The sequence below is a fragment of the Peribacillus deserti genome (genome assembly GCF_002863585.1).
Lineage (GTDB): Bacteria > Bacillota > Bacilli > Bacillales > DSM-1321 > Paraperibacillus > Paraperibacillus deserti_A.
Genome location: NZ_PGUY01000002.1, coordinates 1 through 25,350 on the forward strand (window position 1 = coordinate 1; position 25,350 = coordinate 25,350).

The following is a 25,350-nucleotide window of genomic DNA, read 5'->3' on the forward strand; positions in this document are numbered from 1 at the left end:
CAGCATAAGACGAGCGGGCCGTGAGAAGCGCTTTTTCTTCTCATGGACCGATTGGCTTATGACGGGAGGATGGCAGTTCGCAGCTAGATAGAAAGAAAAGCGGAGAACGGTACCTTCCGGAATGATCTAGCCGCAAACAGCATAACAAATAGATAAGTTTTCTACTTTTATAAATAAAATGGTACCACTCAGCTGTTAATCAGGATATAAAATGGGGGAAAATAATAAGTGGATACACTGCAAAGTTTTTTAAGATTTCCGTTAGAAGAAATACCATATGTTGTGGTAACTCTGATGATTGCTTTTACCCTCCATGAATTTGCACATGCCTACGTTGCCTATAAATTTGGCGATCCGACGGCGCAGAAGCAGGGCAGGCTTACCTTAAACCCGGCTGTTCATCTAGATCCGCTTGGAACACTGCTGCTGCTTATTGCAGGATTTGGGTGGGCCCGGCCGGTTCCTGTTAACCGGCATTATTTCAAAAATCCCAGGCTGGCCGGCATTCTCGTTTCGATAGCAGGGCCATTGAGTAATCTGCTCATTGCGGCTATTGGGTTTATGCTCTATTTTGGTTTTATGAGTGCAGGTATTCTGGGCAATGAATATGTTATTAATTTCTTACATACTCTGATTGAAATCAATGTGGTGCTGTTTGTTTTCAACCTCCTGCCGGTTCCTCCACTGGACGGCTACAGGGTACTTGAGGATCTGGCTCCGGATAATGTCCGTGCTAAAATGTCACAGTTTGAAATGTACGGGTCTCTGATTTTCCTGGTGATTGTCATTACTCCGCTTGGCGACTATATCATTACCCCAATCTTTCAAACAGTTATTCCGTTGATCTACAGTGTGTTAGCAAATTTCTTTTCAGGAATATTTCTATAAAAGGATGAGGCCTCTGCCGCTAGGCTTTGTCACAAATTTTACACAAGTTGATTGAAGTATAGGCGTGAGACTCCTGCGGGAAAGCAGGTCAAGGGAGACCCCGCAGGCGTCAAACGCCGAGCGCTCCCGGACCGCCCGCGGAAAGCGGGTGCCTGCAGCGGAAATAAACACCCATGTTTACAGAGGTTTTGTTTAAGCGACTAATTTTAAAGAAGGTGAATGTTTTGGAAGAAAAACCGAAAAAAAAGCTAGGGTTCAATATTATAAAAAATGATCCGACGGACGGGCACGGCGGGTATGGCACAGGTGCCCTGAGCCTTGAAAATGTTTCACCGGTCTTCGTGGATGTTGAAGAAGGGGAAGCATTCGTGGATATCGGAGCCATGCATGCAAGAAGTGCTGTCGAAAAAGGGATTAAGTTTCTAAAAAGTAAAGAAGAAGTCCCAAACGGAAAGCCTTACTGGCTTGTATGGGTCACCGTTGAAAGAAAGCCGGAAGGACCTTATTATGCAGGTGTAACGGCGTGCGAAATGACGGTTGACCGTTCGATCAGAAGAGGCTACAAATCTCTGCCTGAACACGTAAACCGCATGGATAAGTCCATGAAGCGCCATATTATTGTCGATCATATGGATGAAAAGTCAAAAGTGGTGCTGAGAGAATTCTTACAAAATCATAATCTTGATATGTGGAATAATTCAACTGCTGAATTAAAAAGTGCCCTTCTTGAAAATTGATGGATCATCCTCATGCAATTTGCACTTGTCGAATATTAAGAAAATAAGTAATATTATGTATAGCGAGTATCGCTGTAAAACAAGGACAGAAAAACCCCGGGGAACTGCTTCCCGGGGTTTTTCATTATGTTCCTAAGAATTTACTCATGCCCCCAAATACGTTTGTACCATGGGACCTTCTTTTCCTTATGGTGTTTTTCCTGCTTGGAATGCTTATCACCTAAATGCTCTGTGCAATATTCCGAAGGCTCTGTGCCTTTTACATAATAAGTAAGGCGGGAAACCGGGCAGTTCTCGGTTGCCAGCTTGCCGCTAGCCGGATTTACGTACACACCCACCACATTAGCCGATGGTTTAAATTTCTTCACTGGCTGATCAGCGAGGGCGTTTTCCATAAACCCGGCCCAGATGCTTTTCGAGTACCTTTTCTCTATTGAAGATACAATTTTCTTTGAATCATCATATCCGGTCCAGACGCCGGTTACCAGCTGGGGTGTGAAGCCGATCATCCAGCTGTCATATTCGGTGGAACCTGATTTTCCGGCGTACGGCCTTGTCAGCTGCGAAGCGATTGTACTGCCGGTTACCGACGAATAGCCATTTAGCTTTTGATCGAACATTCCAGTTAGAAGAGAAGTCATTTCAAATGCCAGGTCAGGATCAAGCACTTTCTCCTTTGCTGGGGTATGTTCGTAGATAATCTCACCTTTGTGATTCACAACTTTACTAATGAAAATAGGTTCGACTTTCTTTCCGCCATTCGCAAACATGCTATAGGCATTGACCATTTCCAGCACCTTGACTCCCGATGTGCCCAGAGCAAGGGAAGGAACGTTCGATAACGGAGATTCAATGCCGAAGCGGCGTGCCGTATTGATCAATGAGTTTTCCTTTAAAAATAAGTGTGTTTTAACGGCATAGACATTATCTGAAAGAGCCAGCGCCTGGGCCATGGTTATATCTTCATCGGCGTACTGATTATTAAAATTATGCGGTGTATAAGAAGATTTCCCTTCATCATATGTAAACGTCGTGAGCTCACTTCTGAGCTGAGTAGAGGGAGTGAATCCCTGCTCCAAAGCTGCATAATACAGGATTGGCTTCATGGTTGAACCAGGCTGTCTGGAAGCCTGTGTGGCCCTGTTGAACGAGCTCTGGCTATAATCCCTGCCGCCGACCATTGCTTTGACTTCCCCTGTTTTTGGGTTCATGGAAACAAGCGAGCCCTGTATGTCCGTGTTCTTCGAGATGACTTCCTCAAAGTTTTTTTCAGCCTCTTTTTGCATGTTAGCATCGAGGGTAGTATAAATGCTCAAACCGCCCAGTTCAATGCTTCTTTCATCCAAATGAAGCTGAGTTCTTAAGGCTTGTTTAACCGCATCCTGGAAATAGGGAGCAAACTGGTCATCAGCTGCTTCTTCCTGTCCCTTAAAATCCAGTTGTTCTGAATAAGCCTGTACGGTCTCGTTCTTGTTTAAGTAGCCATTACTTTGCATGGCTCCTAAGACAATTTTTTGCCGTTCTTTAGCATTTTGCTCAGACACAAAAGGGGAGTAGCGGGACGGGCCTTTCGGGATTCCGGCGAGCATGGATGCTTCAGCCACTGTAAGGTTCTCCGCAGCCTTGCCAAAATAATATTTGCTGGCTGCCTGGACCCCGTATGAGCCATGCCCGTAATAAATCGTATTTAAATATCCTTCCAGAATTTCTTCCTTGGAATAATTCATCTCAATCCTGATTGTATAAAACGCTTCTTCAAGCTTCCGCTTCCATGTCTTGTCATGCTGAAGAAATAAGTTCCGGGCATATTGCTGAGTGATGGTGCTGGCACCCTGCACCTTGGCCATAGCATGAAGATCGGCAAGGATGGCACCGGCGATCCGCTTAGGATCGAAGCCTCCATGCTCAAAAAAATGCTGGTCCTCAACGGATACGGTTGCTTCTACCAGTGCAGGGGAAATGTCTGATAGCTTCACCCAGTATCTTTTCTGCGAAGTATTCGTTTCGCCGAGGACAGAACCATCTGCCGAATAAAAAATAGAAGACTTCGGAACAGAAAGTGGCGGAGGTCCAAGCAGCTTGGCATAGCCAAGAATCGATAGATAAATCAAAAAGATAATCATTAGGGCTAATCCTGATAAGATAATGAAGGCCCTGATGTATTTAAAAGATTGCTTAAAACGCTGTCCTGTAATTGCTTCCATGTCATTCACCCCTAACAAATTAGTTCTTGATCCTGAACAAATTCTTTTTGAGATAAGCTCGGGCAGCCCTTTTTTCGAAGTGTTCCCAGGCGTCAAAATTTACGCTCTATGTTGATTGGAGTGGAAGGCGCGAGACTCCTGCGGGAAAAGCGTGTCAAGGGAGACCCCACAGGCGTATGAACGCCGAGGAGGCTCCCGGACCGCCCGCGGAAAGCGAGTGCCTGGAACGGAAATCAACAGGCGAGTTTAACAGAGCTATTTTAAAAAGGCTCATTTCTAAAAGATTGTTGTATTATAATAAGTTTTGTTACATAACCCTATTGTTAAATCAGGTTGATTGGAGCGGAAGGTGCGAGACTCCTGCGGGAGCAGCGGGACAGGTGAGACCCCGCAGGCGAAGACGAGGAGGCTCACCGTCCGCCCCGCGGAAAGCGAGCATCCTGAAGCGGAAATCAACCTCTTGTTCAATAGCAACAGAGTTTGCGAAAACAGCCTTTAAAAAAGAACCTAATACCTTTGTCCATCTATTTACAAAAACAACAATCTAGCGAAAAGAAGGAACGCAGTGTTTTAACAAAATTAATTAAGGTAATAGAGTATTAATCAGTATGAAAAAACAAATGCGTTTTTAAACATGCGAATCAAAAAAACTAAAAATTAATATTGCATTTTTGCTAGATTGTTCTATACTTTTTCTGATGTGGACTTTTAAAGAATAGAAGCCATGAGAGGAACTTATGGTTTAAAGTGGAAAAAATGATTTTTGTTAGGGAACTTTCAGCCGATTGGGGTATACTAACAAAAGATTTCAATAGCAGATAATCGATACACGGAAGGGATGATTTAAATGGGTTTATGGTTTACAGAAAAGCAGACTGAAAACTTTGGTATAACAATGAAAGTGAATAAAACTTTACATACAGAGCAAACCGAATTCCAGAAGCTTGATATGGTGGAAACAGAAGAATGGGGCAATATGCTTCTATTGGATGACATGGTCATGACATCTGTCCGGGATGAGTTTGTTTACCATGAAATGGTTGCACACGTACCGTTATTTACGCATCCAAATCCAGAAAACGTTCTTGTAGTAGGCGGCGGAGACGGCGGCGTCATCCGTGAAGTCCTTAAACACCCAAGCGTGAAAAAAGCGACTCTAGTAGAAATAGACGGAAAAGTGATCGAATATTCAAAGGAATACCTGCCTGAAATTGCAGGCATGCTTGAAGATCCCCGCGTAGAAGTAAAAGTGGATGACGGTTTCATGCATATCGCAAAAAGTGAGAATGTATATGACGTAATCATGGTAGATTCAACAGAGCCTGTTGGACCGGCTGTTAACTTATTCACTAAAGGCTTCTATGCAGGAATTGCAAAAGCGCTTAAAGAAGATGGGATCTTCGTTGCCCAGACGGACAACCCATGGTTCAAAGGAGATCTAATCACTGAAGTACAAAGAGACGTGAAAGAAATCTTCCCGATTACAAGCCTATATATAGCAAACATCCCGACATACCCAAGCGGCATGTGGACATTCACGATCGGATCCAAAGTCCATAACCCATTGGAAGTAAACGAAGAACGCTTCCATGAAATCGACACAAAGTACTACACAAAAGAACTTCACAAGGCAGCTTTCGTATTGCCGAAGTTTGTTCAAGACTTGATTAAATAATATCCGCCTTATCTTCAGGCAATTTAGAAGCCCGTTGTTGACTTCGCACTATGTTGATTGGAGCTGCAGGCGCGAGACTCTTTCGGGACAAGCGGGTATTGTCTAGCTACGGACTGACACCTTCGGTCATAAGCCAATCGCCATCAAAAGGCCAAAAGCGCCTTTCGCTGCCGCTCGTCTTATGTCTGTCAGGTGTCTGACTTTCCATATTATGTAGTTTTTTAAAAAGTTTGTTCATCACTGTTCCCTTATTAAAAAAGTACCTAGAAAGTCACCGTCCTCCACTTTTCTATTAAGGGAGATCCCACAGGCGGTTATAGCCGAGGAGGATCCCGGACCGCCCCGCGGAAAGCGAGTGCCTGCAGTGGAAATCAACAGACAAGTTTAAAAGAAATTATTTTTGAAAAAGGGGAGTCCATCTCCCCTGTTATTTTTTAAGAAATGGGGAATGCTCCTTGCGTTTTGATGAAGCGTATTCAGGTAATGTTTTTATAAAAAGCCATCCAAGTTTTGAGGATGCAGAGGCGGTCATCTACGGAATGCCGATGGACTGGACAGTCAGCTACCGTCCAGGCTCCCGTTTTGGTCCGGCGCGAATCCGTGAGGTATCGATTGGCCTTGAGGAATACAGCGCTTATTTAGATAAAGAGCTGGAAGAAGTGAAGTATTTCGATGCGGGCGACATTCCGCTTCCGTTCGGAAATGCACAGCGCAGTCTGGATTTAATCGAAGACTTTGCAGATAAAATCTTTGCAGAAGGTAAATTCCCGCTTGGGATGGGCGGAGAACATTTAGTTTCCTGGCCGGTTATGAAGGCAGCAGCTAAAAAGTACCCGAATCTTGCCATCATTCACATGGATGCTCATACAGATCTTCGTGAAGAGTATGAAGGAGAGCCTCTCTCTCATTCTACGCCGATCAGAAAAATCGCTGAACATATCGGGCCGAAGAATGTTTATTCCTTTGGCATTCGTTCAGGAATGAAAGAAGAGTTTCAATGGGCGAAGGAAAATGGCATGCACATTTCTAAATTCGAAGTGCTTGAGCCGTTAAAAGAAATTCTGCCGACGCTTGCTGGCAGACCTGTCTATGTGACGATCGATATCGATGTCCTGGATCCGGCGCATGCTCCAGGAACAGGTACGGTTGATGCCGGCGGAATCACATCTAAAGAATTGCTGGCTTCCATTCACGCTATTGCCAAATCAGATATAAACGTAATTGGCTGTGACCTTGTTGAGGTAGCTCCAGTCTATGACGTATCGGAACAAACGGCAAACACAGCCAGCAAATTAATCCGTGAAATGCTTTTAGGCTGGGTACAAAAATAATTCAATTTAAAGTCCAAATTCGATCAGAGTTTGGGCTTTTTCCCATTAAAGGTTATTTTTTAGCAGAAAAGCAGCAGGATCCTTGGGCCTGCTCTTGAATCTTGTGCCAGGAATCCTTATACTTATAGAGTTATTTTAAACTTGGAGGTGCTGATGAATGCACGAAACAGACTCCGGTAAAAGAAGTGTGAGAGTAACTGTTCATACGAAAATCACAAATGGATCAGAGACGGAAACCTTTGAATTGGTGACACTGGGACATTTACATAATAAAGCGAGTGCTGATTATCTTCAGTACGAGGAAAATGATGAGAACGGAATCATTAACACCTATGTAAAATTTACGGATACCGAGCTCATGCTGATGAGAAGCGGATCGGTGAAAATGAAGCAATATTTTCGTGAAAATGAAAAAACTTCAGGATATTATGAAAGTATGTATGGAAGACTGGAGATGCTGACTGATACAAAAAAGATTATAAGAGAATGGAATGAGCCCGCAAAAGAAGGGAAGCTTGCGCTTTATTATGATTTGAGCATGCAGGGAAACCGCTTGGGAAGCTATCAAATGACGATTATGTATAAGGAGGAAGCCTGAACGTATGAATGTGGCAGAGCAGGTTCAAGAAAAGATTAAGCAGGAAATCAAACAGGCAGTAATAAAGGGAAGTTTAGCAGCTGAAGAACAGATACCAAATGTGGTTTTAGAAGTACCGAAAGAAAAGGCACACGGAGATTATTCAACCAATATGGCTATGCAGCTGGCGAGGGTTGCCAAAAAAGCTCCAAGAGTCATTGCAGAAACTATTATTGAACATTTTGATGCTTCTAAAGCAAACATTGAAAAAATTGAAATAGCGGGACCTGGATTCATTAATTTCCATATGAATAATTCATACCTGACTGAAATTATCCCGGCTGTGCTGGAACAGGGCGACAGATATGGCGAAAGCAGCTTCGGCGGGAAAAAGAAGGTCCAGGTTGAGTTTGTTTCTGCCAATCCAACGGGAGATCTTCATTTAGGGCATGCAAGGGGAGCCGCTGTCGGTGACTCCTTATGTAATGTGCTCGAAAAAGCTGGCTTTGAGGTTTCGCGTGAGTATTATATCAATGATGCCGGAAATCAGATTAATAATCTTGCAAAATCCGTTGAAGCCCGCTATTTCCAAGCTCTTGGCAAGGACTTCCCGATGCCTGAGGACGGCTATCATGGTGAAGATATTATTGGAATTGGAAAGAAGCTGGCTGAAGACCATGGAGACAAATTGGCCGGCATGGACGAAAACGAACGGTTCGATTTCTTTAGAAAATACGGCCTTGAAGTTGAAATGGATAAGCTGAAGAAGGATCTAGAGAACTTCCGCGTGCGATTTGATGTATGGTATTCAGAAACCTCTCTTTACCATAACGGAAAAATAGATGATGCATTAAAGGTTCTTCGTGAAAGAGGGCATATTTACGAAGAAGATGGAGCTACCTGGTTCCGTTCTACGGAGCTTGGCGATGACAAAGACCGCGTGCTCATTAAACAGGACGGTTCATACACCTATTTAACTCCAGACCTGGCCTATCACCGAGATAAGCTCGAGCGTGGTTTTGAAACAATCATTAATATATGGGGAGCTGACCATCACGGCTATATCCCTAGAATGAAAGCAGCTATCGAGGCTCTTGGCTATAACCGGGAACAGCTTGAAGTGGAAATCATTCAGCTAGTGCATCTGTTTAAAAATGGTGAAAAGATGAAAATGTCTAAGCGTACCGGCAAGGCTGTTACGATGAGAGATTTGATCGAAGAAGTAGGTCTGGATGCAGTCCGTTATTTCTTTGCCATGAGAAGCGCTGATACCCATCTGGACTTTGATATGGATCTTGCCGTATCTGAATCAAACGAGAATCCGGTCTACTACGCTCAGTATGCACATGCGAGGATCGCAAGCATTCTTCGCCAGGGCAGCGAGCTTAAGCTCGATCATACATCTGGAGATATAGATTACAGCCTGATCTCTTCCGAAAAAGAATTTGATCTGCTTAAAAAGGTCGGGGACTTCCCGCAGGTCGTTGCGGAAGCAGCAGAGAAACGCATACCGCACCGCATCACTAACTATATCAACGAACTGGCAGCAACCTTCCACAGCTTCTACAATGCAGAAAAAGTACTGGAGCCGGAGCAGGCGGAACGAAGCAAAGCACGTTTAGCCCTTATCAAATCAGTTCAGATCACGATTAAAAATGCTTTATCACTAATTGGGGTATCTGCTCCAGAAAAAATGTAATATAAAAGCCGAATGGAGGGAGCTTCATTCGGCTTTTTTGCTGTGTATGAAGGTGGATTACTCAAATTAGGAACCGTTCGTTTAATAACCCTTAACAATGAAAAGCTACCTTAAAAGGAAATTGCTACGTTTAAATTTGAAAAGCCGCTCTTAGAAAATTCCGCACTTAAAATTGAAAAGTTGCTCTTAAAAAGAGAATTTCGCACTTAAATCTGAAAAGGCGCTCTTAAAAAGAGAATTTCGCACTTAAATCTGAAAAGCCGCTCTTAAAAAGAGAATTCCGCACTTAAATGTGAAAAACTGCTCTTAAAAAAGAATTCCGCATTTAACTTAAAAAGCCGCTCTTAAAAGAGAATTCTACACTTAAAATTGAAAAGCTGCTCTTAAAAAGAGAATACCGCACTTAAAATTGAAAAGCCGCTCTTAAAAAGGGAATTTCGCACTTAAATATGAAAATCCGCTCTTAAAAGAAAATTCCACACTTAACATTGAAATACTGCTCTTAAAAAGAAATTCCGCACATAAATATGAAAATCCATAATTCCGCCCTTAAATTAAAAAATCCGCTCTTAAAAACAGAATTCCGTTCTTAGATTTGAAAATGCGCTTTGAAAAGATAATACCGCACTTAAATATGAAATCCGCTCTTAAAAAGTGAAATCTACACTTAAATTTGAAAATCCACTCTTAAAATAAGAATTCTGCTCTTAAATTTGAAAATCCGCTCTTAAAAAGAAAATTCCGCACATAAATGTGAAAATCCGCTCTTAAAAAGAGAATTCCTTACTTACCTGAAAATCATAGATTACCAAAACTCGTAAATATCACTCACCACTTAATACTCGCCCCGCTTATCCGTTTGATCCCGCGGATTTTAGATACATCCTCGACAAGCTGCAGTGCGGCTTTGTCTTTCGTTTTTGCCTCAATCATAAAATCTACATCCAGGTCCATATCTTTTAATGTCTTTAAAAGAGGCATGATAAAGTCAAGATCCACATAATCTGCATGATGGCGATAATCTTTTTCGTTTTTAGGAGAGGAGATATGGATTTTGGGCACCCGCCCAGTCCGCTCCCATGTTTTAGATACTCTTCGGAGGATCTCTTCAATGGGCATGTCCGTTGGATTTGCCATATGGTGATGATAGTCAAAGGCGAGCGGTATGTCTTCTTTTTCACATACGGCCAGTGTTTCCTCGGTTGTGTAGGTTTTATCGTCATTTTCCAGGGTCATCGCCTCCTTAATATGATGGGGAAGGCTGACGATATTTTCATGGAATCTTTTCACACTTGCAATTTTATCTCCATAGGCACCGCCAACATGAATGTTAATATTAGAATCATTCTGGACTCCCATTGCCTCGAGCATCTGATAATGGTAGACCATATCTTTTACGGAATTAGCCGTAAGCTCCTCTCTGGTACTGGTAAAAAGCGTGTACTGGCTCGGATGGAAGCTCACACGCAGGGCATGTTCTTTAATCATGGTGCCCAGCTGTTTCCATTCTTCTTTGAAGGGAGTAACGAAGTCCCACATGATTTCGGGATGGGTCGCTAGCGGAACGAGCGAGCTGGATAAGCGGTACACCTCTATTTCATGGGCAATATTGTAGTGGAAAATTCGGAGTGTATTTCGTAAATTTTCCCGGGTGACCTCCAATAGCCTCCGGTCACCCTCTTCCTTTCCCAGTTGACCATATCTTTTAAAAGTAAGAGTCCTGGAGGGGGAAGCCTCCCAAAGATTAAGGGCGGTAGACACATAGCCAAATCTGATTTTCATAGGCTGCTCCTTTAAAGAATTAATACTTGTACATAGCCGTTTCGTTTGATGCCTAAACGTCTACAAGAAGTGGGAAATGGACGAGGCGATCCACTCTTTTACCGTTCTGGCCGGGTTGATATCGGAAATCTGCTTTAAATCCAATGGAGTTGAATTTTGCAGATCGTTCTGTATGGCCTTTTCAAGCTGGCTGATACAGTCAGGATCATAGATATAACAGTTCAGCTCGTGATTTAAAAACAGGCTTCTTTTATCAAAATTCGAAGTCCCGACATCGCATAGCTGGTTATCAACTAAGAGGATCTTTGGATGATAAAATCCGTTCTGAAACTGAAATACCTGGGCTCCCTTCGGAATGAGCTTTCGGAAATACTTATAGGAGGCCTCTTTGACAAAGGGGTGATCGGCTTTTCCCGGTACAATGACGGTTAAGTTGACTCCACTTTCCAGTGCCTTGCAAAGCTCAGAAAGCAATAGTTTGCTTGGGATAAAATAGGGTGTGCCTATGATGATCTTATCCTTTGCCATCCGGATGAGCTTTATATATCTTTCTTCTAAAAAAACTCCTTCATATGGAACGATAAGATGCTTGCATTTGCCTTTTTGAGGCTCTAAATGAAATAGATTTGTTTTACGGTAATCCTTGCCGGTAGCTTCAAACCAGTCCTCGAGGAATTCTTCCTGAAGATCACGTACTCCTTCACCAGATATTTTTAAATGGTAATCTCTCCACGGTGAAAGTTTCTTATCTTCATTGACATATTCTTTTCCAATATTAAATCCACCAAGATAAGCAATTTCTCCATCGATGACGGTGATTTTTCGGTGATTCCGCTCCTGGGATGAATAGAATAAGTAAGGAAGCTTTGGTACCTGACAGAATGAAATATCTATCCCGTACTTCCGAAGCTCGCGGATCGTTTTCTTCTTTAAGCCAAAACTGCCCATCCAGTCGAGAAGCAGCCGGACTTGGACTCCCTGGGCGGCTTTTTCCTTGAGGAGGCTGAGGAATTCCTTGCTGAAATGATCTTCTTTTACGATATAAAACAGAATATGGATATGAAATTCTGCCGCTCTTATTTCTGAAAACATATCCTTAAATAAGCTGATGCCATCCGTAAAGAGGCTGATGTCACTGTGACGGAAGGGGAAATCCCGTCTGTGTGCCTGCCTTAGATGCTGTTTGCGGCCTAGTTTAAAATCGATCCGAATCCATACAAGCAAGAGGAGTAAATAGAAGACTGAATATAAAAGTATTTTCAAAAATATCTCCTCCTAGTCTGCGTATATGTTATTTTAGTGTGGCACAAAGAGAGTGAAAGTATGATGGCAAAGAGGATAGAAGTGGAAATAAATCAGCTTTAGGAAGTTTTAGAAAAATAGTTGACTGAACGCTCATTCATTATATAATGGAAATAAGAATAAATTCAGAAAAATAACACTCTTCTGTCGTCTCAGAGAAAGGGGAAACACCGGTGAATATTTTACTATGGATTAACCTCATTGCCTTCCTTGTTGTAACCGCTTACGCTGTTAGTCTCTTTGTTTACCTGATCAAAACAAGGGTCGCATACATCAAGCTCGGAAAAAAAGAGGAATTTGACAGCAATGTGAAAGAGAGACTGCAAAAAGTCTGGGTCAACGTCTTCGGGCAGAAAAAACTCCTAAAGGATAAAAAGAGCGGAATCATCCATGTCATGTTTTTCTATGGCTTTATCCTTGTGCAGTTTGGTGCGATCGACTTCATTATTAAAGGGCTGGCTCCAGGTGCACATTTACCGCTTGGCCCATTATATCCAGGTTTTACGTTCTTTCAGGAAATTGTAACGCTGATGATATTGGTAGCCGTAGTATGGGCTTTCTACAGACGTTATATTGAAAAGCTTGTACGATTGAAAAGGGGTTTTAAGTCCGGTCTGGTTTTATTGTTTATCGGCGGTTTGATGCTCTCCGTACTTCTCGGAAACGGTATGTCATTAATCTGGCATGGCGAAGAAGGTTCGTGGACTGAACCCGTTGCATCCCTGATTGCCGTTGCATTTGGCTGGATAGGCAAAACAGGAGCGGTTGCTGTGTTTTACATCGCATGGTGGATCCACTTGATCTTCCTGCTGGCCTTCCTTGTATATGTACCGCAGTCCAAGCACGCCCATTTGATTGCTGGCCCTGCAAATACCTACTTCAATCGTACAACCACACCAGGAAAACTGCGTGCGGTAGACTTTGAAGATGAAACACAGGAATCCTTTGGAGCCGGGAAGATTGAAGATTTTACCCAGCTTCAGCTGATTGACTTGTACGCCTGTGTAGAATGCGGAAGATGTACCAATATGTGTCCGGCTACAGGGACAGGAAAAATGCTTTCCCCAATGGATATCATTCTTAAAATGAGAGATCACCTGACCAATAAAGGAGCAGCCATCACTTCCAGGCAGCCTTGGGTACCGGCACTGGCGTTTGCCAATACCAAGGGGAATCAGCTTGCGCTGGCGGGTGCTTCGCAGGGAGCAAAAGAAGCTGCGGCCACACTTGAGTACAATCCGGCTCTAGTCGGTGAAGTCATCACAGAGGAAGAGCTATGGGCCTGTACAACCTGCCGGAACTGTGAAGACCAGTGTCCAGTAATGAATGAACATGTCGATAAAATTATTGATATGCGCCGCTATCTGGTTCTGACAGAAGGGAAAATGAATCCTGATGCGCAAAGAGCCATGACCAATATCGAACGCCAGGGAAATCCATGGGGATTAAACCGCAAAGAGCGTGAAGACTGGCGTGAAGCACGCGAGGATGTCACAATCCCGACTGTAAAAGAAATGAAAAAAGCCGGTGAAGAATTCGAATATTTATTCTGGGTTGGATCCATGGGTTCATATGACAACCGAAGCCAGAAAATCGCGCTTTCCTTCGCTAAGCTGCTAAATGAAGCAGGGGTGAAGTTTGCGATTCTCGGCAACAAGGAAAAGAACTCCGGAGATACACCAAGAAGGCTTGGAAACGAGTTCCTATTCCAGGAGCTGGCCACGAAGAACATTGAAGAATTCGAGAAAAATGAAGTTGCGAAAATCGTAACCATTGACCCTCACGCCTATAATATTTTCAAAAATGAGTACCCAGACTTTGGCTTAAAGGCAGAAGTGTATCATCATACAGAACTGCTTGCCAGCCTTGTTAAAGAGGGCAGGCTGGTACCGACAAAAGAAGTGAACGAAACGATTACCTTCCATGACTCGTGCTACCTCGGAAGATACAACGAAGTGTATGATGCGCCACGCGATATTCTTCGGTCCATCCCAGGAGTCAAACTCGTGGAAATGGAACGAAACCGGGAAAATGGAATGTGCTGCGGAGCAGGCGGCGGCTTAATGTGGATGGAAGAAGAAACAGGCCACAGAATCAACGTAGCTCGCACAGAGCAGGCTTTGGCTGTCAATCCTTCTGTCATCAGCTCAGGCTGTCCTTACTGCCTGACCATGATCACAGATGGAACCAAGGCCAAAGAAGTAGAAGACGATGTGAAAACCTATGATGTAGCCGAACTTCTCGAAAAATCGATTATAGGTGAACAAACCACTGTCGCATAACATATAATTTGGAAAGCTGCCTGGAGAAATGCCGATGACGGAATGGTTCAGGCAGCTTTTTCTTATGATGCTGGGGGTGGCCTTGCATACCTAGGGCGGGAAGGAGCAATTGGAATTTAAGGCGCGCATAAAGTTGAAGGAAAACGCAATTACTGGATTTAAGCGCAATCGGTTACTTTGGGAACAAAGAGATGAACCAAACTGACCCTATTCTTGGTCATTTTTAACTGAACGCGCAATTAATTTTTTATGTGATGCAATTATTTTGTTATACGTTGCAATTAATTTCTTATGTGATGCAATTATTTTGTTATACGCTGCAATTAATTCTTTATGTGGTGCAATTATTTCGTTATGCGCTGCATTTAATGATTTATATGGTGCAATTCTGTGAGTGAACGAAGAAACGACGGTAGATCGGGCCTGACGTAAGAAAAGTTAAACCATCTTTGATCTAATTTTTTTACACCACTAGTTAATAAATATTTTGAATATCCTAATAAATCAGTTAAAATATGTATATAAAGCGCTTACATATTTTTTTGGACTCGCTATGAGCGAGCGTTCAGTCGTCAGCAGAACCGGAATCCAGAGTGACATATAAACACCACATATAAAACCAGAGGAAAGTATAGGAGGAATATGTATGGCAAAAACAGTTATCGTCAGCGGAGTCAGAACACCTTTTGGGAAATTTGGCGGAGGATTAAGCAGCTTCACAGCTTCTGAGCTTGGTGGAAAGGTGATTAAAGAGGCGATTAATAGAGCAGGCATTTCACCTGACTCCGTGGATGAGGTGATCATGGGGACGGTGCTGCAGGGCGGACAGGGACAGGTGCCTTCACGCCAGGCTGCACGTCATGCCGGCCTGTCCTGGAGCATAAAGACTGAAACGATTAACAAGGTTTGTGCATCCGGCATGAGGAGCGTTACGCTTGCGGATCAGATCATCCGCTCAGGAGATGAGGAGGTCATCGTGGCTGGCGGTATGGAATCAATGAGCAATGCGCCATATTTCGTGCCTAAAGCCAGATGGGGTCTGAGAATGGGCGATTCACCTATGAAGGATTTGATGATTCATGATGGCTTAAGCTGCAGCTTTACCGGAGCGCATATGGGCACATATGGAAACAGCACAGCTGTAGATTTAGAGATTTCGCGGGAAGAACAGGACCAATGGGCTTTCAGAAGCCATCAGAGGGCTATTCAGGCGATGGAAAATGGCATTTTCGCAGAGGAAATCATTCCTGTAGAGGTGCCGCAGCGCAAGGGAGAGCCGATCATCGTTTCAGATGACGAATCTCCTAGAAAAGATACATCCGTCGAAGTTCTTGCAAAGCTGAAGCCGGCCTTTGGTGCTGACGGAACGATCACAGCAGGTAATGCACCAGGAGTGAATGACGGTGCAGCTGCCCTTGTCCTCATGAGTGAGGAACGTGCGGAAAAAGAAGGCAGAACACCGATGGCATATATTATCGGCCATGCTGAAGTGGCTGTGGAAGCAAAAGATTTTCCGAAAACGCCGGGCCTTGTTATTAATGAAATTTTAAAGAAAACCAATAAGTCAGTTGAAGATATAGATTTGTTTGAAATAAATGAAGCATTTGCAGCAGTTTCTCTAGCAAGCAGTAAAATTGCCGGCCTTGACCATGAAAAGGTAAATGTGAACGGCGGAGCAGTGGCTTTAGGTCATCCTATCGGTGCCAGCGGTGGAAGGGTCATTATCACGCTGATTAATGAATTAAAACGCCGTGGGGGCGGAATTGGTGTGGCTGCCATCTGTTCAGGCAGCGGCCAGGGAGACGCGATCATGGTCGAGGTGCCTAAACAAGCGTAACAGATTACTAGAATGGTAGAGAGGCGGTAAGCATATGGGGATACAAAAGGTAATGGTGATCGGGGCTGGCCAGATGGGCTCCGGCATAGCCCAGGTTTGCGCTGCGAGCGGGTATTCAGTTGTATTGCATGATTTAAAAGAGGAATTTGTGGAACGCGGGATCAGCACCATTCATAAAAACCTGAACAGACAGGTGGATAAAGGGAAGCTTTCGCAGGAGGATATGGCTGAAACGGTGCAGAAGATCCAAAGATCGACCGACCTGCAGAATGCTAAGAATGTAGACTTGGTAATTGAAGCAGCTGTAGAAAATATGAGAATTAAGACAGAGCTGTTCGCCGAGCTGGATAAAATCTGTCCGGAAGGCACGATTTTAGCAACGAATACCTCATCACTCCCCATTACAGAAATAGCGGCCGCCACCAGCAGGCCGGAAAAGGTGATCGGCATGCACTTTATGAATCCGGTGCCGGTGATGAAGCTGGTTGAAATTATTAGAGGGCTTGCGACAGCTGATGAAGTGTACCAAACCGTAGAAGACATGGCAAAGGCACTGAATAAAGTGCCGGTCGAAGTCAATGATTTCCCTGGCTTTGTTTCTAACAGAATCTTAATGCCCATGATCAACGAAGCCATTTATACCCTTTATGAGGGGGTTGCCACGAAGGAAGCCATTGATGATGTGATGAAGCTGGGAATGAACCATCCGATGGGTCCGCTGACTCTGGCTGATTTTATCGGTCTGGATACCTGTCTGTATATCATGGAAACACTCCACGAAGGCTTCGGCGATGACAAATACCGTCCATGTCCGCTCCTAAGAAAGTATGTGAAAGCAGGCTGGCTTGGCCGTAAATCCGGAAGAGGATTTTATAGCTATAGTTAATCAATGAACGCAAAGGCATACCAGTCGTTACCGAGGATCCAGAGGTTGCAGAAATGCTAATAAAAGTATGTTTAACAAGAACGAACTCCAGGAGGAGCCAGCATGAACTTTCGGTTTACTGAAGAACAAGAAATGATGCGGAAGATGGTTCGGGATTTTGCGCAGGCGGAGATCGCCCCGTTTATAGAGAAGATGGAGCAGGGGCATTTTCCAAGAGAGATTATTAGGAAAATGGGAGAACTGGGGCTGATGGGAATACCGATCCCTGAAAAATATAATGGCTCAGAAATGGACTACATTTCTTATATTATCGCCGTTAACGAAATATCCAAGGTGAGTGCGACAGTCGGCGTGATATTGTCCGTCCATACGTCTGTGGGTACGAACCCGATTCTGTACTTTGGTACAGAGGATCAGAAGAACAAGTATATTCCTAAGCTTGCCACAGGGGAGTATCTTGGTGCGTTCGCACTGACTGAACCTTCAGCAGGTTCAGATGCCGGCAGCTTAAAGACTAGGGCAGTAAGGGATGGCGGGCATTACATCTTAAATGGCTCTAAGATGTTTATTACGAACGGCGGTGAAGCAGATACGTATATTACCTTTGCTTCAACCAGTCCGGAAAAAGGATCTAAAGGAATCACGGCATTTATTTTAGAAAAAGACACTCCAGGCCTCATTATCGGTAAGAACGAGCATAAGATGGGTCTTCATGGTTCCCAAACGGTTTCACTGACCTTTGAAGATATGCGGGTTCCGGCCGAAAATGTGCTGGGTGATGTAGATGAGGGTATGAAGGTCGCTATGGCAAACCTGGAGGCAGGGAGAATCGGGATAGCCGCTCAGGCCCTTGGTATTGCAGAGGGAGCCTTTGCACATGCGGTGAAGTACGCAAAAGAACGGCATCAATTCGGCAGACCAATTGCGGCCCAGCAGGGAATTGCCTTCAAGCTTGCTGAAATGGCCACTAATATTGAAGCCTCCCGTATGCTTTTGTATCGGGCAGCCTATCTGCGGTCGGAAGGGATACCATGCCGGAAAGAAGCTTCCATGGCAAAATTGACGGCATCAAAGACGGCGATGGAGACAGCCATAGAGGCCGTCCAGATCTTCGGCGGCTACGGCTATACAGAAGAATATCCGGTAGAACGGTATTTCCGGGACGCTAAAATTACGGAAATATATGAGGGAACCAGTGAAATTCAGCGAATTGTGATCAGCAAGGAGCTATAAAGCGACTAATACAGAACGAAAGCTGGGGGATTATCCATGCAATTTAAACTAACAGAAGAACATGAAATGATCAGAAAAATGGTCCGCGACTTTGCAAAAAACGAAGTAGCTCCCACTGCGGCTGAACGTGATGAAGAAGAGCGGTTCGACCGTGAAATTTTCGATAAGATGGCTGAACTTGGGCTCACGGGAATTCCTTGGCCAGAAGAATATGGCGGCATCGGCAGTGATTATTTAGCTTATTGTATCGCTATTGAAGAGCTTTCACGGGTATGCGCATCAACGGGTGTGACACTTTCCGCTCATACATCGCTTGCCGGCTGGCCGATTTACAAATTCGGGTCAGAGGAACAGAAACAGAAATATCTGCGTCCAATGGCAGAAGGAAAGAAAATCGGTGCTTACGGATTAACGGAGCCCGGCTCAGGGTCTGATGCTGGCGGGATGAGAACAACAGCTAGACTTGAGGGTGACCACTATATCCTTAACGGTTCAAAAATCTTTATTACGAATGGCGGGATCGCTGATACGTACGTGGTATTCGCACTGACGGACCCAAGCTCCAAACAAAAAGGAACAAGCGCCTTTATCATTGAAAAGGATTTTGAAGGCTTCAGTGTCGGCAAGAAGGAAAAGAAATTAGGAATCCGTTCATCTCCTACAACAGAAATTATTTTTGAAGACTGTAAGGTTCCTAAGGAAAATCTACTTGGCAAAGAAGGTGAGGGCTTTAAGGTTGCCATGATGACCCTGGACGGAGGAAGAAACGGCATTGCGGCACAGGCAGTAGGGATTGCCCAGGGAGCACTCGATGCTTCCGTTGCCTATGCAAAGGAACGCCATCAATTTGGCAAACCAATCGCGGCCCAGCAGGGTATCGGCTTTAAGCTTGCAGATATGGCCACACAGGTGGAAGCGTCCAGACTGTTAACCTACCAGGCGGCATGGCTTGAATCAGAAGGCCTTCCGTATGGCAAAGAATCTGCCATGTCAAAGCTGTTTGCCGGGGATGCAGCCATGAAGGTGACCACTGAGGCTGTACAGGTATTTGGCGGCTATGGCTATACAAAAGACTATCCGGTTGAACGCTATATGAGGGATGCGAAAATCACCCAAATCTATGAAGGCACACAGGAGATACAGAAGCTCGTCATCTCCAGAATGATTACAAAAGATTAAAGACAAGGGGAAGGATATGATTTCAATGTCTTTCCCTTTTTAAAGATGGCTTTGCTAATGCTCTATGCTGTTTTTTCACTGTGTTGATTGGAACGGAAAGCGCGAACTCCTGCGGGAAAAGCGAGTCTTGTCTAGCTGCGGACTTACACCTTCGGACATAAACCAATCGCCATCAAAAGGCCAAAAGCGCCTTTCGCTGACGCTCGTCTTATGTCGGTCAGGTGTCTGACTTTTAATAATATTGTTTTATTAATGAGTTTGAGTATCACAGTTTTTTAAAAAAAATATCTTAAAAGTCACCGTCCTCCGCTTTTCTATAAGGGAGACCCCACAGGCGCGTAGTGCCCCGAGGAGGCTCCCGGACCGCCCGCGGAAAGCGAGTGCCCTTCGCTGCAATCAACAGGCAGATTTAACAGAGATAAAGGATGCAAAAATCTCTGTGTAGGGATGGAAATGCACAGAAACTAGCATAAAGGCGGGGTAACCATGAAAAGGGACGTTCACGCCACGGTCAAAGATGAGCGGCTCATTCTGAAAAGAAGAAATGAGATGATCAGAGGTGCCGTTACACTGTTTAAGGAAAAAGGCTTTCACCGCACCACCACCAGGGAAATTGCCAAAGCAGCGGGGTTCAGCATCGGCACGCTCTATGAATATATTAGAACAAAGGAAGATATTCTCTACCTTGTCTGCGACCATATCTATGAGGAAGTCAGAGACCGGCTTCAGAAGGACGTGGATACCAGTAAGGGTACACTGGAATCGCTTAAATTAGGTATTTATAACTTTTTTAAAGTGATGGATGACATGCAGGACGAGGTACTGGTGATGTACCAGGAAGTCAAGTCGCTGACTCGTGATGCTCTTCCCTATGTCTTAAAAAAAGAAATGGAAATGGTCGCGATGTTTGAGCAGATTATTCACCTCTGTAGAGAAAATGGGGAGATCGACTTGACCGAGTCTGAAATCAAAATGATTGCCCATAACATTTTTGTCCAGGGACAGATGTGGAGTTTTAGAAGGTGGGCTCTGCGGAAAATGTTCACACTTGAGGAATATGTGGAGCATCAGACTAAGCTGTTGTTTCACGGGCTGCTTGCGGGCCGGAAACAGGAGGGGAGATAAAATAATGGCAGAAACTTACCAGCCAAAGCATCATATCAGGTTTGTTACGGCATCGAGTCTGTTTGACGGGCATGATGCTTCGATCAATATCATGAGGCGGATTTTGCAGGGCAGCGGTGCAGAGGTCATTCACTTAGGGCATAATCGTTCCGTCGAAGAGGTTGTCAATGCAGCGATTCAGGAGGATGTACAGGGTATAGCCATTTCTTCTTACCAGGGCGGGCATGTGGAATATTTTAAATACATGTATGACCTTCTGAAGGAGAAGAATGCTTCACACATCCGTATTTACGGCGGCGGTGGCGGAGTCATTATACCGAAGGAAATTAAAGAACTGCATGATTATGGAATTGCCTGGATCTTTTCGCCTGAAGACGGCAGGAAATACGGCCTTCAGGGAATGATTGAAATCATGATGAAAGAATGTGATTTTGCGACCGCTTCTTCAGACCTGCATGAGAAGATGGATTTGCTGAAAGAAGGCGATCACAAAACGATTGCCCAGCTGATTACGCTTGCGGAGAACAGAGTGGGCATTCAGGATGAAGCGGCGGCCGCGGCAGAAAAAATCCTTGAAGAAGTAAAGCAGTATGAGAAAAATATCCCGATTGTCGGAATTACCGGTACTGGCGGAGCCGGAAAAAGCTCGTTAACCGATGAGTTGATCAGGCGTTTCCTCAATGAGATTCCTGAAAAGAAAATCGCCATCCTTTCCATTGACCCGACCAAGAGGAAAACAGGCGGTGCTTTGCTTGGCGACCGGATTCGGATGAATTCAATTTTTAATTCGAGAGTCTATATGAGAAGCCTCGCTACAAGGGATTCCGGAAGTGAAATTTCACTTGCTCTCAAAGATGCACTCGCTGTTGTAAAGGCTGCTGGTTTTGATTTAATTATTGTGGAAACGAGCGGGATCGGCCAGGGGGACGCAAGCATAACGGAGGTCACGGATCTATCCATGTATGTAATGACCAGTGAATTCGGGGCACCTTCCCAGCTGGAAAAAATCGATATGATTGATTTTGCTGACCTCATTGTCATTAATAAATTTGAACGTAAAGGATCTGAAGATGCTAAGCGCCAGGTTCAGAAACAGTATCAGCGCAGCCGCATGCTTTTTGACCAGGATATCGATCGGATGCCTGTCTATGGGACGATTGCAAGCCAATTTAATGACGTTGGGACAAACGCTTTATTCGCGGCCCTTGTGGAAAAGATCAATGAAAAAGTAGGAAAGGACTGGACGACGGGTTTTTCAAAAGAGGCAGATGTGAAGAAACAAAATATCATTATCCCGAATGACCGCCGTTACTACTTGCGGGAAATCTCGGAAACGGTAAGGAATTATCACTCTAAAGCAGAAGAGCAGGCAGCAATTGCCCGGCGGCTGTTCCAGCTGGAGGGTGCCATTTCAGCTGTAAAAGAGAAAGAATTGAATGGGGAGGTTCTCTCTTCTCTGGAAGCACTGAGAGATGAAACAGTCACAAAACTGACCGAAGAATCGAAAAGAATTATTTTTGGCTGGGATGAATTTAGAGGGAAATATGCAGCCGACCGATTCATCAGCAAAGTCCGGGATAAAGAAATTGTCACTGAACTTAAGACGGTGTCATTATCCGGCCTTCAAATTCCTAAAGTGTCTCTTCCAAAGTACGTGGATTATGGAGAAATTCTTAAATGGGTATATAAAGAGAATGCACCCGGGTTCTTTCCTTACACAGCTGGTGTGTTTCCGTTCAAACGGGAAGGAGAAGATCCGAAACGGCAGTTTGCCGGTGAAGGAACCCCGGAAAGGACGAACCGCCGATTCCACTATTTATCCAAGGATGACAATGCTAAGCGCTTGAGTACGGCCTTTGATTCCGTGACTCTGTATGGCGAGGACCCGGATTACCGTCCGGACATCTATGGGAAGGTAGGAGAAAGCGGGGTAAGCATTTGTACACTGGAAGACATGAAGAAGCTGTACGACGGCTTTGATTTATGCCATCCATCCACATCCGTTTCGATGACGATCAATGGACCTGCGCCAATCATACTTGCGATGTATCTGAATACAGCCATCGAACAGCAGAGAGCGAAAAAAGAGGAAGAACTGGGAAGAGGGCTGACCCAGGAGGAATATGAGCAGGTAAAAGCGTTTACCTTCCAATCAGTAAGGGGAACCGTACAGGCGGATATCCTAAAAGAAGATCAGGGACAGAATACCTGTATTTTCTCTACTGAATTTGCACTCCGTTTGATGGGGGATATCCAGGAATACTTTATTGAGAAAAAAGTCAGAAACTACTATTCTGTATCGATCTCAGGCTATCATATCGCTGAAGCGGGCGCTAACCCAATTTCCCAGCTGGCATTTACCCTGGCGAATGGATTTACGTATGTAGAGTACTATCTCAGCAGAGGGATGAATATAAATGATTTTGCACCAAACCTGTCATTCTTCTTTTCTAATGGCTTAGACCCTGAATATACGGTGCTCGGCAGGGTGGCCAGAAGAATTTGGGCAGCGGTGATGAGAGATAAATATGGTGCAAATGAACGAAGCCAGAAATTAAAATATCACATTCAAACATCCGGCAGATCTCTCCATGCGCAGGAAATCGACTTCAATGATATCAGGACGACGCTGCAGGCTTTGATGGCTCTCCAGGATAATTGTAACTCGCTTCATACCAATGCATATGATGAAGCGATCACCACGCCTACGGAAGAATCCGTCCGAAGGGCCATGGCGATCCAAATGATTATCACGAAGGAACTAGGCCTTGCCAAAAATGAAAATCCGCTCCAAGGTTCTTTTATAATAGAAGAATTGACCGACTTGGTGGAGGAAGCTGTCCTGCAGGAATTTGACCGCCTTAATGACCGCGGAGGAGTTCTCGGGGCGATGGAAACGCAATATCAGCGCGGGAAGATCCAGGATGAATCCATGCATTATGAGATGAAAAAACATTCCGGGGAACTTCCGATCATTGGGGTCAATACCTATCTGAATCCAAATCCTCCTTCTGAAGAGGACTTAAACAGTATGGAGCTTGCGAGAGCGTCCAAAGAGGAAAAAGAACAGCAGATCCGTAATCTAAGGGGATTCCAGGAGCTTCACAGGTCAGAGCTGAGTGAGAAGCTTTCCCGCCTGCAGGAAGCAGCCTACAGCGGCGGCAATATCTTTGCTGAATTAATGGAAACCGTTAAAACAGCAAGCCTTGGCCAGATTACAAAAGCTCTTTACGAGGTTGGCGGACAGTATAGAAGAAATATGTAAGTAAAAGCTGTTAGAGCAATGTTGATAGAGGAATGCGTGCGACTCCTGGATGAAGTGCGCAGTCAAGGGAGAGCCAGCAGCAGAATTAAGTGTTGAAAAACACCATCCTCCGGTTTCTTGTAATCAACTGGCTGATTTTACAGATCAGACAAAAAAGATATAAATGATCCCTTCACTTAGAGTAACCCCTGTCAAAGTTGATTTGGCGGGGGTTATTTAGGCGAAATTGGTCTGACTCCTATAAAATATGGGTAGAATGGGAAAGAGGAGATCTGAAAAGCGGGTGGAAGAATGAAAATAAAAAAGGTAATGCAGGCTTTATTGCTCTGTATGGCTGCAGCTCTTTCCATACTCTTGTATCAAAAGCAGCTGGGAGCGATTCCTTTTCTTTTACTCTCTTTCTATTGTTTTTACATGGCGTACAGGCAAAAGAAAGGGCTGAACAAGAGGGTGCTTAAGGCTGCATACCCACTTGAAAAACAAGAGGAATCTATAAGATTGAACTAGCATAAACTTAGCACTATTGTTTATAATGTTATATATGTCTAGCAATATCGCTGCTAGTACTAACATATTACTGCTACTACAAACGTATCCAATTGACTTTAGGGTGCGTAACCATTTTTCTAATCTTAGCCATAGAGCTGATGCAGCATACATATAAAATTTCTGTTCTGATTCAGTGCAGGAATATGATGGTGCCCCATTATAGAAAGGAAGTGCAGAGGGTTGAGTTTAAGCCAATACTCTAAAGAAGAAATAAAAGAAATGTCCTTATTAGAGCTTGCTTATGAGTTCCTTGTAAGCCAGAAGCAGGCAGTGCCATTTTCAGAAATCGTGCAGGAGCTGAAACGCCTTCAAGATTTATCTGATGCCGAACTTACGAATAAATTATCACAATTTTATACAGATCTTAATGTGGATGGCAGATTCACTTCCATCGGTGAAAACCGCTGGGGCTTAAAAGCCTGGTACCCTGTTGACCAAATCGAAGACGAAGTTCTTCCAGCTGCAAAACCGAAGAAGAAGAAGGCCAAAAAGGCTGACGACGAAGAACTGGAAGATTTCGATGAAGTGGAAGAAGAGGATCTGGATTATGATGATCTGGATGACTTCGAAGAAGAAGAAGAGGATCTTGTCGAAGATGATGATGATCTTCTGGATGACGATGACGATGATGATGCCGAGGAAGAAGATCTCGAGGAGGCTCTTGAGGAGGGCGGCTTCATTATTGATGATGAGGACGCAGACCTTGATGAGGAAGATGAAGACGAAGACGAAGGCCTCGAAGATGAAACAGAGGACGACGATAAGCTTTAATTTCTCATTATTTGCTTGACTTTTTATA

18 protein-coding genes are annotated in these 25,350 nt (G+C 44.3%); 15 read left to right on the forward strand and 3 right to left on the reverse strand.

Translation table 11 applies throughout. From position 1 onward, the window contains the following. Positions 1-237 precede the first annotated feature (237 nt). Complete coding sequence (locus tag CUU66_RS00375; RefSeq protein WP_101639891.1) at positions 238-888, forward strand: site-2 protease family protein; 651 nt, start codon at positions 238-240, stop codon at positions 886-888. A 224-nt stretch (positions 889-1,112) separates the two neighbouring features. Then, the gene (locus tag CUU66_RS00380; RefSeq protein WP_101639705.1) at positions 1,113-1,625 is read left to right on the forward strand and encodes a YwhD family protein; all 513 of its coding nucleotides are present in this window, start codon (positions 1,113-1,115) and stop codon (positions 1,623-1,625) included. A 140-nt stretch (positions 1,626-1,765) separates the two neighbouring features. On the opposite strand, the gene CUU66_RS00385 is transcribed toward CUU66_RS00380, so the two are convergent. Continuing rightward, a complete protein-coding gene (locus CUU66_RS00385; protein ID WP_101639706.1) occupies positions 1,766-3,829 on the reverse strand; it encodes a transglycosylase domain-containing protein in 2,064 nt (687 codons plus the stop codon). Positions 3,830-4,676: 847 nt separating this feature from the next. Here CUU66_RS00385 and speE point away from each other — a divergent pair. From speE to argS, 4 genes are all read left to right on the forward strand, one after another. Further along, positions 4,677-5,504, forward strand: coding sequence for a spermidine synthase (speE, locus tag CUU66_RS00390; protein ID WP_101639707.1), 828 nt, complete (start codon positions 4,677-4,679; stop codon positions 5,502-5,504). Between the two features lie 455 nt (positions 5,505-5,959). Beyond that, a complete protein-coding gene (gene speB, locus CUU66_RS00395; RefSeq protein WP_101639708.1) occupies positions 5,960-6,835 on the forward strand; it encodes an agmatinase in 876 nt (291 codons plus the stop codon). A 157-nt stretch (positions 6,836-6,992) separates the two neighbouring features. Beyond that, positions 6,993-7,433 (forward strand): DUF1934 domain-containing protein, encoded by a 441-nt coding sequence (locus CUU66_RS00400; RefSeq protein ID WP_101639709.1) that lies wholly within the window; start codon positions 6,993-6,995, stop codon positions 7,431-7,433. Positions 7,434-7,437: 4 nt separating this feature from the next. Then, positions 7,438-9,111 carry an arginine--tRNA ligase gene (gene argS / locus CUU66_RS00405; protein ID WP_101639710.1) on the forward strand — a complete coding sequence of 558 codons (1,674 nt, stop codon included), beginning with the start codon at positions 7,438-7,440 and terminating at the stop codon, positions 9,109-9,111. Positions 9,112-9,939: 828 nt separating this feature from the next. On the opposite strand, the gene uvsE is transcribed toward argS, so the two are convergent. Together uvsE and cls are read right to left on the reverse strand one after the other, a co-directional pair. Then, a complete protein-coding gene (gene uvsE / locus CUU66_RS00410) occupies positions 9,940-10,893 on the reverse strand; it encodes a UV DNA damage repair endonuclease UvsE (RefSeq protein ID WP_101639711.1) in 954 nt (317 codons plus the stop codon). Positions 10,894-10,953: 60 nt separating this feature from the next. Beyond that, on the reverse strand, positions 10,954-12,156 hold the full coding sequence (gene cls, locus CUU66_RS00415; RefSeq protein WP_101639712.1) for a cardiolipin synthase: 1,203 nt from the start codon (positions 12,154-12,156) through the stop codon (positions 10,954-10,956). A 212-nt stretch (positions 12,157-12,368) separates the two neighbouring features. Between cls and CUU66_RS00420 the strand changes: the two genes are divergently transcribed. From CUU66_RS00420 to rpoE, 9 genes are all read left to right on the forward strand, one after another. Continuing rightward, a complete protein-coding gene (locus CUU66_RS00420; protein WP_101639713.1) occupies positions 12,369-14,477 on the forward strand; it encodes a heterodisulfide reductase-related iron-sulfur binding cluster in 2,109 nt (702 codons plus the stop codon). 646 nt (positions 14,478-15,123) lie between these two features. Next, positions 15,124-16,314 carry an acetyl-CoA C-acetyltransferase gene (locus CUU66_RS00425; RefSeq protein WP_101639714.1) on the forward strand — a complete coding sequence of 397 codons (1,191 nt, stop codon included), beginning with the start codon at positions 15,124-15,126 and terminating at the stop codon, positions 16,312-16,314. A 34-nt stretch (positions 16,315-16,348) separates the two neighbouring features. Further along, on the forward strand, positions 16,349-17,200 hold the full coding sequence (locus CUU66_RS00430) for a 3-hydroxybutyryl-CoA dehydrogenase (RefSeq protein ID WP_101639715.1): 852 nt from the start codon (positions 16,349-16,351) through the stop codon (positions 17,198-17,200). Between the two features lie 102 nt (positions 17,201-17,302). Next, the gene (locus CUU66_RS00435) at positions 17,303-18,433 is read left to right on the forward strand and encodes an acyl-CoA dehydrogenase (protein ID WP_101639716.1); all 1,131 of its coding nucleotides are present in this window, start codon (positions 17,303-17,305) and stop codon (positions 18,431-18,433) included. 36 nt (positions 18,434-18,469) lie between these two features. Continuing rightward, entirely contained in the window at positions 18,470-19,612 is a 1,143-nt protein-coding gene (locus tag CUU66_RS00440) for an acyl-CoA dehydrogenase (RefSeq protein WP_101639717.1), read from the forward strand. Between the two features lie 486 nt (positions 19,613-20,098). Beyond that, positions 20,099-20,737, forward strand: coding sequence for a TetR/AcrR family transcriptional regulator (locus CUU66_RS00445; RefSeq protein WP_101639718.1), 639 nt, complete (start codon positions 20,099-20,101; stop codon positions 20,735-20,737). Between the two features lie 4 nt (positions 20,738-20,741). Next, the gene (gene icmF, locus CUU66_RS00450; protein ID WP_101639719.1) at positions 20,742-24,002 is read left to right on the forward strand and encodes a fused isobutyryl-CoA mutase/GTPase IcmF; all 3,261 of its coding nucleotides are present in this window, start codon (positions 20,742-20,744) and stop codon (positions 24,000-24,002) included. A 291-nt stretch (positions 24,003-24,293) separates the two neighbouring features. Further along, complete coding sequence (locus tag CUU66_RS00455; RefSeq protein ID WP_257967857.1) at positions 24,294-24,509, forward strand: hypothetical protein; 216 nt, start codon at positions 24,294-24,296, stop codon at positions 24,507-24,509. 222 nt (positions 24,510-24,731) lie between these two features. Next, positions 24,732-25,322 carry a DNA-directed RNA polymerase subunit delta gene (gene rpoE, locus CUU66_RS00460; RefSeq protein WP_101639720.1) on the forward strand — a complete coding sequence of 197 codons (591 nt, stop codon included), beginning with the start codon at positions 24,732-24,734 and terminating at the stop codon, positions 25,320-25,322. Positions 25,323-25,350: the final 28 nt, after the last annotated feature.